Source organism: Bacillus sp. TH17 (assembly GCF_016651125.1).
Taxonomy (GTDB): domain Bacteria; phylum Bacillota; class Bacilli; order Bacillales; family Bacillaceae_G; genus Bacillus_A; species Bacillus_A mycoides.
On the sequence record NZ_JAEKEN010000003.1, the window covers coordinates 300586 to 320580 of the forward strand.

Genomic DNA, 19995 nt, shown 5'->3' on the forward strand with positions numbered 1-19995 from the left:
TTAAAATAATGTTTATCCTTGTGCGCTTTGAATTAAGCCTTGCAACTTTTTGGTGCTTACTTCTTGTGGATAATTTTCACTAATAAATTGTTGTCTTAATTCTTTTGCTAGACTTGACTGCAAAGAATCGTTTAGGACCTTTTCAATCGTGCCCACCATATCTTCAATAGAGTGATTTACAAGCCAATCTAATTTATCGTAATACTTATAATCTCTATCCTCTAATAACGATTTATAAACAACTACAGGTATATCTAATAACATTGCCTCTAACCCAACTGTTGAATTAGAAATAACCACAAGATTCGCATGTAAAATAACATCATACATGTTCACTTCATTTGTTATATATTTAACATTAGGATATACGTTACTTAACCGAACATATTCTCCCACTAGGTTACGCCCTTTTTCCCAAGGATGAGGCTTTATAATAACTGTGATATTTTTATCTTTAACTAATTCTTCTGTCAATTCGATATAAAATGAAGTTTTAAATGGCTGGGTTGCAATAAAAACTACTTTTGTAGAGGGGTCTATTTTTAATTGTTTAAAAAGATTCTTTTTATCCATATATACCCTATCGAAGATATCATCATATCTGGGATGCCCTATAACCTCAATTTGAGATTCACTGACCCCTTTTTGAAGGTACCAATCTCGTTCATATCTTCCATATACAACCTGTTTTGTAGCGAAAACTGGAAAGTATGCTTCTTCACCCATTATCGCACCATGCTGAAGACAATAACTCGGTATCCCTTCACTTTTAGATAGAAAAGTAAGAGCTCTGCTTGCTATATCCTCCGTTGTGCCAACAATCACACCAGAAATAACTTGTTCTTTAAATATGAAATATGCCATATTAAGTTTCTCAATCATAATAGGGAGGTCACTGAGTAATTTTTTTTGAAAAAACATGTTTGAAAATAGTGGATGTTTATTAAACTTTGAATAAATTTTTTTAGCCTTTTCGATGAAAACATGTGCAGTATTAGGGGCTTTATTTATATAATCTGGTGCACAAATTGTAGGAAGACCATAAAGTTCTGTCTTTTTTGATCTAGTTAATATCTTTGTATGATTTGGATTAAAGTGAGTAAAATTACTTACTGAAAAACGGAGATAATCTGAATTCAGGAGAATCACTCCATTTTGATTTATTCTTTTTATCTTTGATTGAAATGAAGACATTCTTTTTTCAAACTCTAACTGCAACTGTGTTTCCTCTATAGGTTCAATTGACAGTTGTTTATAAAAATCTTTTTCTTTCATTTTATTTTTTACATCTTCGTCCAAATATTGATAGAAATTACTCAGTAATGGTAAAGGAACATTATAATGCTTTAATTCAGAAAAAACATTTATATATTCTAGATTTAATAACCAGTAATTTTTCAAATAGATGTCACTCAATATTTCACCCTCTTTTTTTCTTAAGTCTTCTCTTAATTCTTTACATGTTCTTTGTGATGGTAATAATTGTACAAATTCATTTTTTTCTTCCGCAAATAACTGCGCATGTATTGAATGTGAAGTAATATAATTGATATCTAAAATTTCATCTAAAGGATAAAAATCCCAATAATGATTTAATCTCCAAAAAAGCGTGCATCTCCTATACGATAAAACTGAGGGTCTTCATCCCAGTAAGTACTCCACCTTTTTTCAAGAATCGGCAAAACAGATGCTCTATGCATTATAGAACAATGATCAATTGCGCATGGCGCATTATTAGTGACTTTTTTTGCAGGCCTTTCAACAGTTTTGATAGGTAAATCTGATTCATCTAGATGGATCGTTTTTGATGCAGAATATACAATTTGAACATCTTTATTCTCATCAAGATAACTAGACATCATTTTAAGTCGCTCTTTTTCGTATTGATTATCATCTGTAATATAAGTAATATACTCCCCTTTTGCATGTTTAAGTGCCTCGTTAATTAAAGCAGCATATCTGACTTTTTTGTTCGTTCAGAAATATGGGCTACATTACTTTTATAAAAGTGTACATTTTTCTTGTTTATGAATGGTTGAATCACTTTCTGAGTCAGTTCGTTAGAATCATCATCCATAATAAAAAGTTCAAAATCTTGGAAAGTTTGGTTTAATACACTTAATATCGATTTTTCTACAAATGTGGGCTTATTATAACTCGTCATAATAACTGTAATTTTAGGCAAATATTACTCTCCTCCTTATCATTAAATAAAAAATAGTTACGTTATTATATAAAGAGAAAGGACGAACCGTTCCGATAATTTTAAAAAAGATTTATATATGTAATAAAATGATAAAGTAGCTATTTTATTTGCCCATGCATCTTTTTTATAATCCGCTATAGTCTATACCATATCTATGAACAAGTAATAAACTATTTAAGTACAAAAAAGAAAATATCAATAGTTAGAAACAACTAACTCCAAAGATTCAATTAATATTCACCTGAAAATATTAAGCTATCCAAAATTCTCACAAGAGGTGACAACTTTGAAACCCCTAATTTCAATTATCCTCACTAGCTATAATAAACCTTCTTTAATTAATCAAGTTATTGAAAGTGTTCAGATGCAAACTTTTAAAGAATGGGAACTTTTTATTATGGATGATAACTCTTATCCAGATACTATAAATATCATAAAAAAGTATTTAGATGACCCTCGAATTTATTATAAGAATAGTTTTATACAAGGTAATGAAAGATATAAAACCACAAGATATGCAACGCTCATTAATGAGGCGCTTCCATTAACATGCGGAGATTATATTTGCTATTTAACCGATGATACTATGTACGTTCCAAATAGATTAGCTGAAATGTTATCTTTCTTACAAAAAAGTCCTGAAATAGATGTGGTGTATTCTTCTCAGCACGTAAAATGTGTTGATTATAATCTACAACCTACTCATGAATATGTAAGAAAAGCCTCGGAAATTTTATATACAGCTGCAAATGTTGTGGATCACTGTTCAGTTATGCATACAAGAAGAATTTTATTAAAGGTTTATCAAAAATACAGTAATTATTGGGAGACCGATTCTCTATATTGGTTTAACGGAGATGCAATGTTTTGGAAACGTCTAAATACATTCCAACCTTTCTATCCTATTAACAAAGTGCTCGATATTACTTTCAAAACACCTTTTTCCTTCCAAAATCTATATGCCAACCTCCCATCTAAAGATTTAAATGGTATATTGCTTAGAAATTCACAAGGTGACGTATTTTTAGTTGATAATTATAAACGTAGGCCCATATCAAAAGAAATGCTTTCTTACTTCAAATATAATCAAAATCAAATTGTCCCAATACCTGAACCATTTATTTACAAATACACAGAAGGACCACCTATATCTCTTACAGAACCCATTCCAAATTTACGTGTTGTAAAAAATGAAAAAGGAGAATTATTTTATATAGAAAATAATCAAAAACGTCCATTTATTAACACTACAGCATTTCGCAAGTTTAAATTTTCAGCTCAAGAAATTATTAAAGTTTCGCAACGTAATTTAGATGAATTTTCAGATGGACCACCTATTTACCCGAAATTATCTAATTACACGATTCTACCTGAAGGGAAAGTATTTATCTATCATCACAATTATTTCATTATGACAGATCGCATGCTTCACCCAATAGATAAAGACATGTTACAAAAACTGTATCTATTAAAGAACTGTATACCGATTTCAAAAACTAGCTTATCCTACTTTAAAATTGGTCCTCCTATTTCATCATATCCATCTCACTTAGCTGAAGAGTACCAAGAAGACTGACAAACGAGATTGTGCCAAGAAGTACTATCCCCATGCCCATCAACTTAAGAAAAGTAAGCACCCCAAAACCAAAAAATGAGCTGTTTTCTCAAAATATCTACCTGTAGAGAAAGAAAGTTTTCATTTAGGGGGTACTTCAAAACCTTAGCTTGCTAGTAGGGGTCACCATCTATCAATATTAGTAATGCAGATAACATCATCCTATCGAATAATAAGAAATATATATAATGCCATACTTCATCATTATTGCATGCTTGTTTCTTTCATCTTTCACAACAAATTCTATATGATAATAGGTGCACTTCTTCTCTTCATGAAGTTTTGATGTACCATTATGACTCTCTCAATTCTGTCAAAACAGTCACTTCTTTTTTTTATTTTTTCTTTCTCAAATAGTTCTGATTTTCCCATTGATTCTTTTAGGTTCTGGTGCAAAAATAAAGTAAAAGAGAATAAAGCATATATATTCCTAACAGAATCGTATCTTATGCTACAAGTCCAAACAATTGATGGACGAATTCTTTCTGATTTTGGATAGACTGGTTCCGTAAATTAATCTGTTCTTTTTTAATCATATGCATGGCTTCTACTCCAGAAAGAATGGATATAGCTGTGTCAAAAGATTTGAGCCCTAGCATAGAACGGATACGCTTCTTTATAAAGCGATGATCTTGTTCTACTATATTATTCAAGTACTTTTGTTGTCTAAGTTGCATACCATCAGGTATGCTTTTTTCTTTTTTCAACAGTTCAATTTCTCTTGGATAAGCCGGATTCTTATCGACTGTTATCACACGTGGCTTTGATACATGAAAAGACCGCAAAGCTTTCTTGAAAAAGCGCTTTGCAGCCTTTCGGTCTCTTGTTTTGCTTAGACAAAAACCGATTGTGTTTCCTTTCGAATCAACAGCACGGTACAGGTACATCCATTGCCCTTTAACTTTTATATATGTTTCATCAACTCTCCAAGAGTCATTGGTTTGCTTAAGGTGACGACGAATTCGTTTGTCCAATTCCGGGCCATACTGATGAACCCAACGCATAATCGTGGTATGAGAAATAGATAAGCCCCGTTCCTTCATCATTTCCACCAAATCACGAAAACTGAGGTTATACCGTAGGTACCATCACCATCTTACCGTTAACAAAATTATATCAGGCTGATAATGCTTCCATTTGAACAAATTTTCCTTTTTCATACTGATCAAACACCTTTTCTAGAGTAGTAATATCAGTATGTCCAAGTTTTATAGATTTTTTGCACCAGAACCAGCCAACCCGTTCCTAATTCAAGTGAAAATACTGGAATCCCTATAGGAAGTAGTGCTTTGAAAAACTCCCACTTGTAGTACCAAATAATCTCTAAAACATCCTTAAAACTTGTTGGACCCCACATTCCCCTCACCCCTTATCATCCCCTTAACAACAAACAAGACGGCAGCGCCTACGATAATTGCTATTGGTTTCATCACTACTTCACCAACAATCCTAATTCACGTAGGATTCCTGAGAACTAATAACCATACGCAAAACCTACAATACAAATTCCTGGAGTGTATCTATGTTCTAAATCTTCATTGTACGTTTTCTTATAATAAGCTAGTTTAGAATCAATGTTATGTTTGTCGCTAATAATTACTTCCTCGCTAGGAAATCCATCCATTTCAATCTGAACAACTACATACTCTGCTTCTTCATTTACAGCTTCATTAAAACACTTTTCTAATTCCTCTAATGTTACACCCACCATTAACCTTCTATTTAAATGTACATTTTGCTCAATAAAAAAGAGCACCCACGTCAGTAGATGCTAAAATATGTGAATGGACTTCTCGATGAGCATTGAATAGGATATAAGCGGTTAACTTGTCCTACACTATACTATATGATTTCTTTATCAAAATAGTTCATCAAAAAGGCACCTTATCCAGGTGCCCTTTCGTGAACATAGAGGTAACACTAAAACGCAGCAATAAACTTGATATCGTGGTGTGTCATATCATTCTATGCTCGATATTCCCTAATATGCTTAATGGTTAATGTGTAATTTCTATATAACAAAGAAAAAAGTACCCTTTTTGGATGCTTTTTTTGTATTTAATCCTTCTTCTCTTTTACCACTAAAGAGAATACATTGTCCAAATTAACCATACGATCTCCAAATCTGAAGAATCTTGCTTCTCTTGCTTGTATAGAATTTTCTATAGCAGCAACTGTTACTGTCTTTTTATACTCAATTTCAAATTCGTGTTGTTTACCATCGACTGCTTCTATGCTTATTATAAATTTTTTCATTTACTTATTCCCCACCTCTCCCAATCTATCTATTCGACAGAAAAGAAGAATATCCTACAAAACAAAAAGCCATCACCGAAGTGACAGCTCCTGAAGGGGAAGAGAGAGAACAAATGGCAATAAGTATCTCTTCAAGCCTCTGCTATTCTAGATACTCTCAGTCTTCTCGTTTATACTCCGTAGAGTCGGCTACTTAATGTCATTTTCGCCAATTTCGAATTATAAAAGATTTATATCCAAACGCATATGTTTCTTCCTACGCCTTGTTTGAACCAACACATAAAACTGAGGGGAATGTTCAGCTGTATTGGCTCAAACAAAGAGCGGAAGCTCTCTGCTCGGTTAATCGTTTAAGAAGAACAGCCTGACTTATATCGGTGATTGTCGGTAGCAATTACTAATATAATTTAGACTTTCCTTCTTTTATGACATGCAGTTCATTCAATCAAACCATCATATCCAATTGGTGCCGATCTAGTTTTAACGAATTCCTTGAAAGAATTCTCCTTCCTCAAGCGCGTGAAGGGCGTAGCCCAGCGGTAGGTGGGAGATGAATTTCGGTTTGGCGTAGCCAAAAGGCTTTGCTTTTTATTCTGCCTCTGATATAATCAGTCTTATAAAGTACAAAGGTTGGTATATCAATGAAATTATACAGCAATAATCATTCAGTGTTCTTGTTGTATTATCATCTTGTGTTGGTCGTAAAATACAGAAGAAATGTGTTTGATGATGTTCATATTTTGTTCAAGGCACATCCGAATACAGAAATGACAAAATTCATCAATGCTTATAAGAGTGCAAGTTCTCGAATAATCAAGAGAGACTTTCCACAAGTGAAAAAGAAACTTTGGAAAGAGTTGTTTTGGTCAAGAAGTTTTTGCTTACTAACTACTGGTGGTTCTCCAATAGATGTAGTAAAGAAATATATTGAAAAGTGAGGTGAAATGATATGATAAAGCATATAAATTCCGTTTGTATCCAACAGAAGAACAAGCATATCTTATGCGTAAAACCTTCGGTTGTGTACGTTTCGTGTATAACAGAATGTTAGCTGAACGGAAAGAAGCGTACGAAAAATACAAAGATGATAAGGAACAACTAAAGAAACAAAAGCTTCCAACTCCTGCGAAATATAAAGCAGAATTTGAGTGGTTAAAAGAAGTTGATTCATTAGCTTTGGCAAATGCTCAACTACACTTGCAAACTGCCTATAAGAATTTCTTTAGTGGTCAAAATGACTTCCCAACATTCAAAAGTAAAAAAGACAGAAAGTCTTATACAACGAATGTAGTAAACGGAAATATTATGTTGCTTAATGGTCATATCAAATTGCCAAAACTGAAAATGGTACGTATCAAACAGCATAGAGAGATACCACAAGATTATATGATCAAGTCATGTACGATTTCTATGACACCTACTGGTAAATACTATGTGTCCATCTTGACTGAATACGAAAAAGAGGTTGTACAAAAAGAAGTAGAAACAGTTGTTGGATTAGACTTTGCGATGGATGGATTATATGTTAGTTCTGAGGGTGAGAAAGCCAATTATCCTAAGTTCTATCGTAACATGTTAGACCGATTAGCAAAGGCACAACGAGTATTAGCAAGACGCAATAAAGGGTCTGAGCGTTGGAATAAACAACGTATTCGTGTAGCTAAGTTACATGAGAAAGTAGCTAACCAACGTAAGAATTTCCTTCATCATGAGTCTAAAGAGTTGGCTACTCATTTTGATGTTGTAGCTATTGAAGATCTAAACATGAAAGGAATGTCGCAAGCACTTCATTTTGGAAAAAGTGTCGCTGACAATAGTTGGGGAATGTTCACTTCTTTTTTAGCTTATAAACTATACGAACAAGGAAAACAACTTATGAAAATAGACAAATGGTTTCCTTCCACAAAAACATGTAGCAGTTGTGGAAATGTAAAAAACATGTCATTGTCTGAACGAGTATATTCTTGTATATGCGGTGTAAATCTCGATAGAGATTATAACGCAGCTATCAATATCAAAAATGAAGCAATACGTCTATTAGTGTTAGCGTAAATAGCAATAAAATAACCTTTGGAACAAGGGAGTTAGCTCGGCTGTCTTAGGACGAATTCGTTAGCTATCAAAAGTAACGACTAACCGAGAAACCCCCACTTCAAACAGTCCGTTAGGACGTTAAGTGGCGGGTAGTTCACGTACATGTAATACTCCGACTCAGTTTTAGAATCAAACTATATACCATCAATCGTGATCGGCTTGCTCTTAATCTTCGGTTTCCTCTTTTTCTGTACTTTCACTTTTTGTTTATTTTTAAGAGGTTTAGTCTTTTTCTTTTTAATCAACTGCTAATCTCACTTTCTAATAGTTGCGATAGGTAAGACTTTGAAGTTATCTCCATCTTTTCCCCCGCTTAGCACTGTACGTGCGACTTTCATCGCATACAGCGCCCCATCTTATCCTTTTATACTAAAGTAACTAGATTACAAGCTTTACGGAGTTTGTTTATTTTCTTCAATTGTTTATCGTTCAATTGAAGAATTCTCATATATGTTCTAATCGTCTCGTCATTTGTAGCGTGAATCAATCTGTGGACAAATTCATGTACAATAATCAGGTTATTAAACTCGTCAGTTCCTCCCATACCTTTCGGTATTTTATGGTGACAGTGCACATCTTCAGCTATTAAGAAGATTCCGATGACAGCGCATTTACCATTTTGCATGGAATACCTGGATATTCTGTTATCTGTATACTCCATGCTTTGTCCTTTATTGGAGGATAGCAACATCTTTTGCATTTCATTGGCAATGTTACCTTTTAGGATTTTGATGAGTTTTTGTCTTCCTTGCTTAGTATAATTGCATATGTCTTGACTAAAACTTTGAGGGAATCGTGTTTGTATGTCCGCTAGTGGATATACATGATTGCCTGCTATTTCAAAGGTTCTATAATTGTTCCTATGAGTTCTTTTGTATAATGCATTCGCATTGGTAGGAATCTTATATTTCCCTATTGACTTTAGACGATTAAACAAAGTTTTCGAGAGACGAAAGGCTATTTCAGCAAAGTCTATAGTTACATGTGTTGCAATTTTGTAATAATTTTTTATACCAAGCACATAAGAGTTATAGTCCTGTACTGTTTTCCCTGATGGGCTTTTTTGAATTGCTTTAATCCTTGTCTTTGCTTTTTCAAGGATATCCTTTTTCTTTTTCTCGCTTACATGTGTGTTTGCCACATATCTTTCGCGCTTTTTAACAGATTTGATAGAGAACCCCAGAAAATCGGAAGATTTTCTTTTTAGGTTAGTTATAGTCGATTTTTCATTAGATATATTAAGGTTTAATTGATTTTTAAGATAACCTTCTACTGCATGGAATATTTTGATTGCAGATTGATGATTGTTAGTAAATATTTTAAAATCATCTGCGTATCTAACGATATGCATTTTCTTCAATTTTGTTTTTATCAGCAATGGATTTTTGGTTGCTGTTGTGTATGGTCTTCTTGTTTTAATATTCTCCCATTGCCTAGATATCCACCAATCCAAATCGTTTAATACAACATTACTAAGTAATGGGCTTAGGATTCCTCCTTGCGGAGTTCCTTTTGTAGGAATACCTTTTCCTTTGATTGGTGCTTTTAACATTTTAGAGATAATTGTCAGCACCCTTTTATCAGTTATGCCTATGTTGTATAGTTGTTTTAATAACTTGGAATGGTTCACGTTGTCAAAGAAACCTTGTATATCAATGTCTACTACGTGACTAAATCTTCCTCTGTTTATCAGATATTGACACCTAGCCATTGCATGGTGTGTTGACCTGTTAGGTCTGAATCCATATGAATGCTTGTGGAATTTTGCCTCGCATATTGGTTCTAGAACCTGTTTGAACATTTGTTGAATCAATCTATCTCTCATTGTAGGGATTCCTAATGGGCGTTTCTTCCCATTAGGTTTAGGTATTTCTACCCTACGTACCGTATTTGGTTTGTAATTTGTGAGAGTTTTTCTAATATCGTCAACGAAGGAATTTACATCTTCCATTTTATAATGGTCGATTGTGATACCATCTGTTCCTTCAGTTTTAGAACCACTGTTAGCCTTTATACTTCTATATGCCAATAGAATATTTTCTTTTGATATGATGTATTTATATAGATTTACACCTTTAGTAGCGTTATTTTCACTACGTTGGTATAAATCATCGAACACTTTTTGTATATCGTAATATTCTGCATGTCGTAATGTTGTACTCACCGATGTATTATTTCCCCTTTCTTACGAAAAGTCCCATCATCTTACTCGATCCTGTGAGTTACATCTAGTTAATTTAGTTTTCAAAGAACAAGACTAGGGACTATCCCTCCACATTCGTTACATGCTTCGTCGGTACTTTGTCCCCACCTTCACAAGAATGAAGCAATTTCGGTTCGTTAGAACCTTATATGCATCTGTCCGCTAGTAGGCGTTGGTGACAGTTTCTTGCTTACCACGTTCCGATTGACTTAGCTATACATATATCCTTAGGTGCTTGCTTTAAGCCTGTTATCTTTACACCCTCATCGTTAGATGTTCCGAATTTCGTATCCTTTACTCTTACTTTTCGGTAGATAACGTCATCATTGACGACATACAAATTTCTATTGTATTAATAATTTAGACCCGTACATTCGCAAGTTCGCCAGTCCGTTATTTTAGACATTCTCACCATAGATATTTTGTAGCATCCCGACCTATCCATTACCATATGATTTCTCACTTAGGTTTTGTTCAGCCGACTTCACCTAGCTTCATACAATTTGTGACTACTATCACGCCTTGCATGTAGGAGTATTAGATAAGTAGTTTCAGCTCAACCTGACGGCTTTCATTCCTACTTTCAGTCAAACAGTTGTTGTTATCAAATTAATAACCCTCCTACTTCGTGTTTGCACACTTATGAGGAAACGTGTCGCACAAAGGATTATTTTATTAAGTTCTCTATGAATTATTTTCTTCTATCTCTTGGCTTTCTTCTCTTATTTGACCAATTAATGAAACTACTGAACCGACTGCTTGGACCCAACTCCCCGTAATCACTATAAGTTGTCCATCCTCCTCATCACCTTCCGAAATTTCCTCCACTTTATCCCGACTAGCTTTCAATTCCTATATCCCACCTATTGATGTAACACCACCTAATGCTTGTATCCAATTCCCTGCAATTACTAATTTTTTTTGTGTTTCATCTTCAAAGTCTATAATGAGTCCTGTTAGAACCGTTACATTACCAATTGATTGGATTTCGTTACCAATCAATTCAAGGGATATTTCTCCTTGTCCATCAGCTTCCAGACCGTTCCCCGTTGCCTGTAATACATTCCCCCATATGTTCAAGTCTTTTCTTAATTCGCTTTTCAATCTTTTTAAAGGTGTACTCCCAATCGCAGCAATAATTGTCCCTACTGCAACAAACCAAGCGCCAACTATCTCCTTAATCGGATCATCCATTCTCAATCTACCCCGTCATTAATTTATTACTTACAGGATATGAATTTGCGCATATCCATGTTAATATCCTACTTCTCTCCCCTTGAATAAAACTAAATATTACGTCAATAATATAGATGACATTAGATTTTTCTCCTTGTTCCCCCTTGGAGATGAGCAGTTAGTTTTTGCTAACTGCTCTTATATTTATAACAAATATAAGATTCTTTAGAATGATTCTTCTTTATTTCTCAATATAAGGAGCCTTGGATTTTCATTAAAACTCCTGTAGTATATGAACAAAGAGTAAGGTAAGAGTTACTCTTTGCCATTTTAGGAGAGGTTCTGTTGGAGACAACAGGACCTTTTTTCGTAAAGAGATGGTTTTGTTTAATTTTTCACCACTAACCACAAAAATATCTTATAATCGTTATATACTGAATTAAATTAAAAGATTAGGAGTAGATCAAATGCCAGTTACACTAGAACTTATTCTTTTCATTCTTATAGCAATTAGTGCTGTTGGCTATTTAATAAAAAAATTTCAAAAAACTAGGAAAAGAAGACTTGGAATTTCAATAGAATTTTTGGTTCTTTTCTGGTCAATATGGAGAATATCGACTATCATAATCTAATTTGTAAAATATAATCTTCCCTGAATAAAACTTAATATTCCGTCAATACTACAGATAGGCTGTTAAACAGCCGGAAATCTCTTGTGTGTAACCTTACTAATCGAGACTTCCTTCAAGACTGAGCAGTTAGCTTTTGCTAGCTGTTTTTCATTTGAAATCAAATAGTGTTTTTGTTCAAAATGATGCCCCATTCATTTGGACACATTTACCACTATTTTTACCAAAAAATTCATGATATGGTTAATTAGTCGAGTACGTCATTACTTGACGATTGCCCTTAGAATCCCCGCAGACAAACGGGGTTTCTTTTATTTAAATAGCTTTTTGGTTAAAAGCCTTTCACACTTAAACTAGACAAGCATATGTTATTGTATGGAGACCTTCCAAGCATAGCAATCTACCTTTCAAGGAGCATACTTATTAGTGTGCTCTTTTCATTTGCTACTAAATAACGATTTTGTTAAATTTTTTCGCCTTTTAACTGGACAAGCATATGTTATTGTATGGAGACTTTCCACTCATAGAAATCTACCTTTCTTGTCAAAGAGCATACTTATATGTGTGCTCTTTTTCGCTTGTTATGAAATAAAGATTTTGTTCATTTTTTTGATACATTTATGAAACATTCATGTGTTATCTTCAGTAAGTCCTTTTAAAAACAGAAAAATTTATTATGTAAAAGACCCTAGTCCCCTCTAGGGCTTTTTACGTTCAAATAAGGATTTTATTAAAAAACTGCACATACATTAATCATGATAGGCTTTTCGATATGAGTCTTGGTCATAGGGCGCCTTAAAAAGCGCTCTTTATTTTTATAGTGACAGGCTCAATAACTCCAAGTAACAAATACAATATAAAAAATTCACTCATGAAAATCTGATTACGATTTTTTGAATTTTTTATATCTCATGAGACATTCACCTATCTTACTAAGAGTGCATATAAAAATGTGCTCTTTTTATTTGTTGTTAAATAAGAATTTTGTTTAATTTCCATTAACCGTTTTATCCACTTTACATATAGTAATATCACATGGAATTTCATAGGTTTCTCTGGACCAGTTACCTTGTATTCCTTGTGAATCTTGTGGAAAGAATCCGTTTATGACTAACGGATTCTTTTATTTATTTTTCATACAACGATTATGCGTTGGGTTCATCAGTATGGTCCTGAATTGGACAAACGAATCCGTCGTCACCTCAAACAAACAAATGACTCTTGGAGAGTCGATGAAACATATATCAAAGTAAAAGGTCAATGGATAACTTATTCCTTACAATGGTAAAAGTGCTATAGGAATCTCGCAAATCCAAAAGTTATATGAATCATATTTTGAAGTTTTACCATATGAAATAAATGTCCTTGGATGGAAAGCAACCGAATTAAGACATCTTATAGGTCGTCTAGGTGAATTCTTTTGTGTTCTTTATACGAATGACGAGCTATCCAAAGTGACTAATCAGCATGGATATGATGTCATCAAAGATGGGAGAAGAATAAGTGTTAAAACAACTGCCCAAGGAAAAGGTTTTATCACGATCAATCAAAATACATTCTACCAATTCGATGATTTCTTCGTAGTTCAGTACAAAGATGATGATTTGAAACTATTATTTTACGGGCCAAAGGAAGAAATTCCATCGCTTAGACCATATGGGAATAATTATGAGGTCAATATAAGTTCTTTAATGAGAATAGAAAAGACACTCCTTTAAGAGTGTCTTTTCCTATATTTTTTAGCAGAAGCAACTGCATCCGATAATGATTAATAGTATAAAGAGTACAACGAGTAAAGCAAATCCGCCACCAAAACCGCAGCCTTCGCCGCAACTACCACCATAGCCCATAACAATAGTTCCTCCTTTAGATAAGAGGGTGAAACTAGGGTTCATTCCATGTATTTTAACGGGTTCACTTTACCTTATGTTTTTATGCCTGAATTGAGCAGGTCCTAAAAAAAAGACGCCATAAGGCGTCCCCCACAATTGGGTAGATAAGGTTTAGTTTTCTAATTTAAAGAAATTATGTATCACACCTTGAGAGTATATCATAATATCTATTAAATTTAATATTATATGCATTATTACATAAAAGAAAAGAGACCCTAATGTGCCTTTCTACTCTGTAACAAATTTAAATACATAGTACATAAAAAATAAACAAGATAGATATGCTAGTCTGCCAGCAATCAATTCTTTCATAAATTTCATAAGTATCACTTTGACAAGCAATGCTAAGAATAACGGTATAAACAGTACCATAGCAAGTTTGATCGCTATGGCATTTATAGTTGGGTTAAACGGTTCAAAATTAATTATGATATTCACTTACCTTTCTCTTTATGCTTTTATTTTTATAATACAATTTATATTGTTTTGTCTACTAAAAAATGACACTTTAAGGTGCCTTCCTCTCACTTAAACCACCCAAACTTGAAATTTTTACATTTTAATAGGAAATATCAGGAGGTGAATTTTCATTTTTATGTTAAAATATTCAATATTCGTATTGATATTAGGGAGATGAATAGTATGTCTGGTGATTTCAACATGGATTCTAATTATTATGTAAGTGGTGCTGAAATCTTAGAGTTATTAGGTAGTTTAAGTCGTTTATTAATTGTACGTGAATTGGTTGTAAGTGGGACTTTAACAGTTTCTCAGTTGAGTGCTGCGACGCATATTTCGGAACCTATGATTTTACAACACTTACGCAAACTAACTATAGGTAATATTGTAATTAGCGAGCGCAAGGGTACAAGGCTTTATTGTAGAATAGAAGATAAGAAAGTTATTGATATTATCAATTTATTAGGATTATTATATTAAGTTTTATTTGATGTCTTTTTTTGAATTTAAGCACTTTATAATTGAAACAATAACAAATAAAAAAGACACCCTAAGGTGCCTTCCTGCGACTTGAACCATCGTATTGTAATATGGTATCGGATGCCAATCCAATTATTATTTTACCACGTTAAATAATTTCGGTTATTGAGAAATAATAAAAGCCCTCTTTTGAGTGCCTGTTTCTAATTTATTACATCCTTAATTGATTGTAAATTGATTTGAATACGTGAATTCACCACGATATTTAATTGCAGCTACATAAGTACCACTTGTATAGCTATCTGTGATAGGAGTTTGCCAAATTTCTGTTCCAGGAAGAAATTCTGGTTCTATTGTTTGGAATCGTTCTAGGGTACCATTTGTGTGGACTTTAAAAATTTTCATTTGCGCACTAAAATGTTCTCTACCAAAGTGCTGTGTTAAGTAAAATGTATCACCAGTTATTAAATCCCCAATTTTCCAATCAGGTTGATATGTACTTTCCACGGAACTTTCCAGATCCACAATGGTTTTAAATCCCCAATCATCATTAAATGGATCTGAGTAAGCTGCAGTAACTTGTGAGGTAGGCTTAATCATTTCTATTGCAGTAAACCCGCTAAATGTTAACGCCCCAATTAATACTAATTTTCCTAATTTCATTATTGTTTCCCCCTATTAATTTTCAGAAATATTAAAAATCAGAAGTCATACACACATAATAATATAATTTATTGTATTATATTTCAAATATTTTCTAAAAAAATCCATAAACATAAAAAAGACACCCTAAGGTGCCTTCCTCCGACTTGAACCATCTGAATTTTAATAATATGTATTGGACTCCTATCCGAATATTATCTTATTATTTCTCATGAAAAGACACTCTCAGATTTCATCTGATGACCATATTTTGTGTGATTTTGTAAAAAAATGTAGAAATTTAAGTTGAAATATTACATTATTGTTAGGACTTATTTTTTATATATTAGGGGTTCTACCACATCGCTATCAAGCTAAACTTACGCAAAGCCAATTTTAGGCGAGATTGCTTCTTTTTTCTAAAGGGCAAGTGTAGGTGATTGAAAGATTTGCATACGAAATAAACCCTAACGGGTTTTACTTTTTTGAATTAAGCGGCTTGATTATCAGACATGGTACAATTGTAAACGACACCTAATATATCAAAGACCGTTTTTTTCTCATATCGATGAGATTTCCGCCCGTTTTGCTGTAGGAGATTGAACAGGCGAAGTAACACCTTTGATAGCTCTTGGGTGTCTTTTTGAATAGTTTGGAATAGAAGAAGAAAATAGTCTTTAATCATATATATTGCTTTATACTCACTAAGCTCTCGTTTTTTCTTCATGAGGAGTAATTGGCGCATTTGAAACATGATAGAAGAACAGAGTAGAATGGCAATCAATTGACCATATAAATGGCACTCCAATCGTTCTGATTTTATCTTTTTACAATGATGAATTTGAAAGAATGATTTCCACGTTTTAAATAAAATCTCGATTTGCCAACGTAAAGAATACCAGTCATGTACCTGTCCCATCGGGACAATATCTGTAGGGGTGTTTGTCATATATACATTGATACCACTGAGTCGTTTACTACGAGGAGAATACTTCATTCCTTTCTTTTTTTCTCTTACAGCTTGATCTTGTAATCGTTTTTGTTGCTGTTGTTTTGTTAATCGGTGAACAATTACACGAGCTGGCACTTTATCAATCATTCCTACATAAGCATCAGCTATTTCACATGTTTGTCCTGGTTGAAGGGAGCTCATTAACGTCTCCATATCTATCTGTATATACTCTGTACCTTTCTTAATTCTTCCGTCTTGAAAATAATCAGGGTTAGGATTTTTTTGATAAATACGTGTATTCGACTTGATACGAGAGATATAGTAGGCCTCTTTATCTTGTATATATTTAAGGTCTTTTAAATGAAAATAACCTAAATCTCGGATACATAAATCATTCGCTGTCACAGTTGGGGCACACAGAGAGCCGTAAGTACGATCATGTTGTTTACCTGGACCTGTATGAATATGTAGGAACTGTCCACTTAACAAATCATACTCAAGTTGAATTTTTATCCCAGCCGTATGACTGCATCCTCCTGCACCCGGATAAACAGATGAAAATACATCGGGAATTTGAAACCCAGTTGAATCTAGGATACGAATACGCTTGAACATAGAAGTGTATGGAGAAAAGGGCAGCTTAGTTGAAAATAACTTTTGGTTGAGAAGTTCGGCTAACACTTGTTGTAGAAATTGCACGGCTGTGGCATTAAATCGTTGATTCAGTCCTTCAGGACTGATGAGCACTTCTGTTGACGCTTCTAAACAGCTACATAACTGAGTTAAAGAGGTTTTAGCAACATTTTGACTAATCCATACACATAAAGCTACTAAATCTTGTGCTTGATACTTACTGGTTCGTTGTACAAAACCAACATCTCTAGCAAGATTTCGTAAGAAATTTGGAGATAAAAAACTTTGAATCTCTTGAGCAAATAGTTGTAATTCGTCGGACACAGAAACAGACATAAAAAACGCCATCCTTTCCTATGATTCTATAGAAAGAATAGCGCATTTTTTCATTTGAGGGGAGAACTTTGTTTTATTAGTTTGATAGCTATTGAGTAGCACCAAAGTGTTTAAGAATAAAACTGTACAACAGTTATTTGTTAGGTATTCTATATTTCAGTTAAAAAGAATTTTTAAAAATCAGTACGTTTATAAATTCTCACCGTTAAGAAGTAAGAACCGATAAATATAAGCATGGTAACGATTGAAGCAAGTGTAATTAGTTGATTAATAGTAAATTGTGTAGTAACGCTATATACAAGGTCGGTAATATTTACATATTCCTCAATTGGTCTCCATAAAACAACACATACAGGGAAAATAATGCTGACAGCAGCCATCAAATATTTATTGGTGAAGCGATAGAAAAATGGTAAGTAGATAGACGTAAACAACATGACAGTAAGAACACTAACCACAATTGTCTGTGGAGTTTCAATTTCAACTCCATAAGTCGGGGATGCAACTTGAATTACTACTTGTATCAATAATGAGAATAGAACTACTAGAATTGTAAACAACACTGTACCAATATATTTTGACATAATAATTTTATTTCTACTATAAGGCAAGCTATTAATAAATTTGTGACTATTATTCTTTTCGTCGTAATAATGTAGATTTATCATATAAGAACCAGCCACCAAAACGACTATGAACCCAAAACTTCCAAACGTCCCTATAAAAAAGCATATACCAAGTAGATAGAGTAAGATCAATAATTTTTGCAATCTAAAATCCTTTAATATTAAATTATACATATTGAACATTCCCCTTTTTTGTATAATACATAATATCTTCTAATGTTGCTTCTTCAATTAATACATCATTCCCTAATTGCGTACGTGAACGGCTGGCGTTACTTGTGAGTGCTTCAAACCCCATGTTTGTTTCACGAATCCCGATTAATTGTTCTCTGATTTTAGGCGTAAGTAAGGATTTATCCCCTTTTACAGTTGCATATTCTTCAGAAATACTATGTATATCTTTTTCAAACACAATCTCACCATTATGAATAAATACAATATAATCAGCAATACGATCTAAATCAGTGGTAATATGTGTGGAGAAAAAAATTGTTTTATCTTGATCGACCATTAAATCATAAAGGATGTCTAAAAGTTCTCTTCGAAATACAGGATCGAGTCCAGATGTCGGTTCATCCATAAGTATAAATTCGGCATGGTGTGAAAGTGCAAACGCTAGGGAAGTCTTCATTTTCATCCCTGTAGACATCTCTTTCATTTTTATGTTAGTCGGTAACTCAAAGCGCTGTAAGTAGGATTGGAACTGATTTTCATCCCATTTTTTATACGCTGGAGCAATGAATTTTTTCAGTTGATGAATTGTCATATCTTCATAATAGATATTGTCATCGTATACGAATCCTATACGCTCTTTAATAGAAACTTGGTCCTTTTGATGATCTTTACCGAAAACTGTGATATCTCCGCTATCCTTGCTAATAAGATCCATAATAAGTTTAATTGTCGTACTTTTCCCAGCACCATTTGCGCCAATAAATCCCGTTACAAACCCCTTTTTGATGTTGAACGATGCATTTTTTAAAGAAAATCCCTTATATGTTTTTGAAACATTTTTCACTTCTACAATGTTCTCCATTTTTATTCCTCCTCATAAATATGATTAATAATTTGTATTAACTCATCCCTTAATAAATGATTAGCCTTACTCTCTCGAACGATTGTACTGAACTTTTCACGTATTGGATCACTTGGTTCATCCGCTCGTTGTTTCTTTGTTTGTTTTGCAACAAACGAGCCTTTCCCTACTATAGAGTAGATGTAACCCGCCTTTTCAAGTTCTTCGTACGCTCTTTTTGAAGTAATAACACTTACCTTCAAGTCTCTTGCTAATGAACGCATAGAAGGTAACGAATCATCTACTTTCAATGTTTCATTTAATATTTGTAATATAATCTGATCAATGATTTGTTGATAAATAGGAGACTTAGACTTATTAGATAGTAAGACCCTCATGATTCAACTCCTTGCGTCTTAAATGCTTATGAACACATTATACACAATGTGTACAATATATACAATATATACATTTAGGACGGTGTTAATTTTTCATATAGGATACCGTCATATTGATATAAAGACGTTATCCTTTCCTAAGATTTCTCAGAAAGAATAACGTCTTTTTCATTTTAGAGGGTATTTTGTTTTGATAGCTTGATAGCGATGGGGTTCTACCACATGCCCATCAAGCTAAGAATTTAGGACTACCCCCAAACGATAAATCTGTACAAATTGCTCAATTTTATCATTTTGAGGTAGTTTATTTGTGTTAAGTTGATGGCGATGTGGTGCTACCCCGTGTAGGAAATTTAAAGATTTGCATGCGAAATAACCACTAT

15 protein-coding genes and 6 pseudogenes are annotated in these 19995 nt (G+C 33.4%); 6 read left to right on the forward strand and 15 right to left on the reverse strand.

The genetic code is table 11. The annotated features are described in order from the left end of the window. Positions 1-12: 12 nt before the first annotated feature. Positions 13-1416: a CDP-glycerol glycerophosphotransferase family protein gene (locus JFT95_RS27940; protein ID WP_113938470.1), complete on the reverse strand. Its 1404-nt coding sequence runs from the start codon at positions 1414-1416 to the stop codon at positions 13-15. Positions 1417-1422: 6 nt separating this feature from the next. Next, positions 1423-2185, reverse strand: a pseudogene (locus tag JFT95_RS27945) (glycosyltransferase family 2 protein); the annotation flags it as partial. 307 nt (positions 2186-2492) lie between these two features. Between JFT95_RS27945 and JFT95_RS27950 the strand changes: the two are divergent. Beyond that, positions 2493-3782, forward strand: coding sequence for a glycosyltransferase family 2 protein (locus JFT95_RS27950; protein WP_098168522.1), 1290 nt, complete (start codon positions 2493-2495; stop codon positions 3780-3782). 485 nt (positions 3783-4267) lie between these two features. Here JFT95_RS27950 and JFT95_RS27955 read toward each other — a convergent pair. The 4 genes and pseudogenes from JFT95_RS27955 to JFT95_RS27970 form a co-directional block, all read right to left on the reverse strand. After that, positions 4268-4981: pseudogene (locus JFT95_RS27955) on the reverse strand (IS6 family transposase). A gap of 32 nt (positions 4982-5013) precedes the next feature. Continuing rightward, positions 5014-5178: a hypothetical protein gene (locus JFT95_RS27960; protein WP_201053883.1), complete on the reverse strand. Its 165-nt coding sequence runs from the start codon at positions 5176-5178 to the stop codon at positions 5014-5016. A 117-nt stretch (positions 5179-5295) separates the two neighbouring features. Beyond that, entirely contained in the window at positions 5296-5529 is a 234-nt protein-coding gene (locus tag JFT95_RS27965) for a hypothetical protein (protein ID WP_098169172.1), read from the reverse strand. A 350-nt stretch (positions 5530-5879) separates the two neighbouring features. After that, positions 5880-6077 carry a hypothetical protein gene (locus JFT95_RS27970; RefSeq protein ID WP_002069589.1) on the reverse strand — a complete coding sequence of 66 codons (198 nt, stop codon included), beginning with the start codon at positions 6075-6077 and terminating at the stop codon, positions 5880-5882. Between the two features lie 641 nt (positions 6078-6718). On the opposite strand from JFT95_RS27970, the gene tnpA reads away from it, so the two are divergent. Both tnpA and JFT95_RS27980 read left to right on the forward strand, forming a co-directional pair. Next, positions 6719-7015 (forward strand): IS200/IS605 family transposase, encoded by a 297-nt coding sequence (gene tnpA, locus JFT95_RS27975; protein ID WP_098169173.1) that lies wholly within the window; start codon positions 6719-6721, stop codon positions 7013-7015. 10 nt (positions 7016-7025) lie between these two features. Further along, positions 7026-8129: pseudogene (locus JFT95_RS27980) on the forward strand (RNA-guided endonuclease TnpB family protein); the annotation flags it as partial. A gap of 406 nt (positions 8130-8535) precedes the next feature. Here JFT95_RS27980 and ltrA read toward each other — a convergent pair. Together ltrA and JFT95_RS27995 are read right to left on the reverse strand one after the other, a co-directional pair. Next, on the reverse strand, positions 8536-10335 hold the full coding sequence (ltrA, locus tag JFT95_RS27985; protein ID WP_201052093.1) for a group II intron reverse transcriptase/maturase: 1800 nt from the start codon (positions 10333-10335) through the stop codon (positions 8536-8538). Between the two features lie 723 nt (positions 10336-11058). Beyond that, positions 11059-11568, reverse strand: a pseudogene (locus JFT95_RS27995) (DUF6944 family repetitive protein). A 1734-nt stretch (positions 11569-13302) separates the two neighbouring features. Between JFT95_RS27995 and JFT95_RS28000 the strand changes: the two are divergent. Together JFT95_RS28000 and JFT95_RS28005 are read left to right on the forward strand one after the other, a co-directional pair. Further along, positions 13303-13446, forward strand: a pseudogene (locus JFT95_RS28000) (IS6 family transposase); the annotation flags it as partial. A 19-nt stretch (positions 13447-13465) separates the two neighbouring features. After that, positions 13466-13897, forward strand: a pseudogene (locus JFT95_RS28005) (DUF6998 domain-containing protein); the annotation flags it as partial. Positions 13898-13918: 21 nt separating this feature from the next. Here the strand turns inward: JFT95_RS28005 and JFT95_RS28010 are convergent. Both JFT95_RS28010 and JFT95_RS30060 read right to left on the reverse strand, forming a co-directional pair. Beyond that, on the reverse strand, positions 13919-14029 hold the full coding sequence (locus JFT95_RS28010) for a YjcZ family sporulation protein (protein ID WP_078401698.1): 111 nt from the start codon (positions 14027-14029) through the stop codon (positions 13919-13921). Positions 14030-14299: 270 nt separating this feature from the next. Beyond that, positions 14300-14509 (reverse strand): hypothetical protein, encoded by a 210-nt coding sequence (locus JFT95_RS30060; RefSeq protein ID WP_235702244.1) that lies wholly within the window; start codon positions 14507-14509, stop codon positions 14300-14302. Between the two features lie 204 nt (positions 14510-14713). On the opposite strand from JFT95_RS30060, the gene JFT95_RS28015 reads away from it, so the two are divergent. Next, complete coding sequence (locus JFT95_RS28015) at positions 14714-15010, forward strand: metalloregulator ArsR/SmtB family transcription factor (protein ID WP_151304160.1); 297 nt, start codon at positions 14714-14716, stop codon at positions 15008-15010. A gap of 219 nt (positions 15011-15229) precedes the next feature. Here the strand turns inward: JFT95_RS28015 and JFT95_RS28020 are convergent, their stop codons facing one another. The 5 genes from JFT95_RS28020 to JFT95_RS28040 all read right to left on the reverse strand — a co-directional run bounded on the left by JFT95_RS28020 (position 15230) and on the right by JFT95_RS28040 (position 19612). Then, on the reverse strand, positions 15230-15673 hold the full coding sequence (locus JFT95_RS28020; RefSeq protein ID WP_201053885.1) for a DUF5065 family protein: 444 nt from the start codon (positions 15671-15673) through the stop codon (positions 15230-15232). 469 nt (positions 15674-16142) lie between these two features. Beyond that, on the reverse strand, positions 16143-17573 hold the full coding sequence (locus tag JFT95_RS28025; protein WP_149191163.1) for an IS4 family transposase: 1431 nt from the start codon (positions 17571-17573) through the stop codon (positions 16143-16145). A 173-nt stretch (positions 17574-17746) separates the two neighbouring features. Next, positions 17747-18382: an ABC-2 transporter permease gene (locus JFT95_RS28030; RefSeq protein ID WP_307838418.1), complete on the reverse strand. Its 636-nt coding sequence runs from the start codon at positions 18380-18382 to the stop codon at positions 17747-17749. Continuing rightward, on the reverse strand, positions 18366-19235 hold the full coding sequence (locus JFT95_RS28035) for an ABC transporter ATP-binding protein (protein ID WP_097914508.1): 870 nt from the start codon (positions 19233-19235) through the stop codon (positions 18366-18368). The genes JFT95_RS28030 and JFT95_RS28035 overlap by 17 nt, the downstream gene beginning before the upstream one ends. A 2-nt stretch (positions 19236-19237) precedes the next feature. Next, positions 19238-19612, reverse strand: a complete 375-nt coding sequence (locus JFT95_RS28040) for a GntR family transcriptional regulator (protein WP_201053889.1) — start codon at positions 19610-19612, stop codon at positions 19238-19240. Positions 19613-19995: the final 383 nt, after the last annotated feature.

What these genes read in the sequence shown, in the direction of transcription:
- JFT95_RS27960 (WP_201053883.1), bottom strand. Translation starts at nt 5,178, where the DNA reads ATGTGGGGTCCAACAAGTTTTAAGGATGTTTTAGAGATTATTTGGTAC.
- JFT95_RS27970 (WP_002069589.1), bottom strand. Translation starts at nt 6,077, where the DNA reads ATGAAAAAATTTATAATAAGCATAGAAGCAGTCGATGGTAAACAACAC.
- tnpA (WP_098169173.1), top strand. Translation starts at nt 6,719, where the DNA reads ATGAAATTATACAGCAATAATCATTCAGTGTTCTTGTTGTATTATCAT.
- JFT95_RS28010 (WP_078401698.1), bottom strand. Translation starts at nt 14,029, where the DNA reads ATGGGCTATGGTGGTAGTTGCGGCGAAGGCTGCGGTTTTGGTGGCGGA.
- JFT95_RS28015 (WP_151304160.1), top strand. Translation starts at nt 14,714, where the DNA reads ATGTCTGGTGATTTCAACATGGATTCTAATTATTATGTAAGTGGTGCT.
- JFT95_RS28020 (WP_201053885.1), bottom strand. Translation starts at nt 15,673, where the DNA reads ATGAAATTAGGAAAATTAGTATTAATTGGGGCGTTAACATTTAGCGGG.
- JFT95_RS28025 (WP_149191163.1), bottom strand. Translation starts at nt 17,573, where the DNA reads ATGTCTGTTTCTGTGTCCGACGAATTACAACTATTTGCTCAAGAGATT.
- JFT95_RS28030 (WP_307838418.1), bottom strand. Translation starts at nt 18,382, where the DNA reads ATGTTCAATATGTATAATTTAATATTAAAGGATTTTAGATTGCAAAAA.
- JFT95_RS28035 (WP_097914508.1), bottom strand. Translation starts at nt 19,235, where the DNA reads ATGGAGAACATTGTAGAAGTGAAAAATGTTTCAAAAACATATAAGGGA.
- JFT95_RS28040 (WP_201053889.1), bottom strand. Translation starts at nt 19,612, where the DNA reads ATGAGGGTCTTACTATCTAATAAGTCTAAGTCTCCTATTTATCAACAA.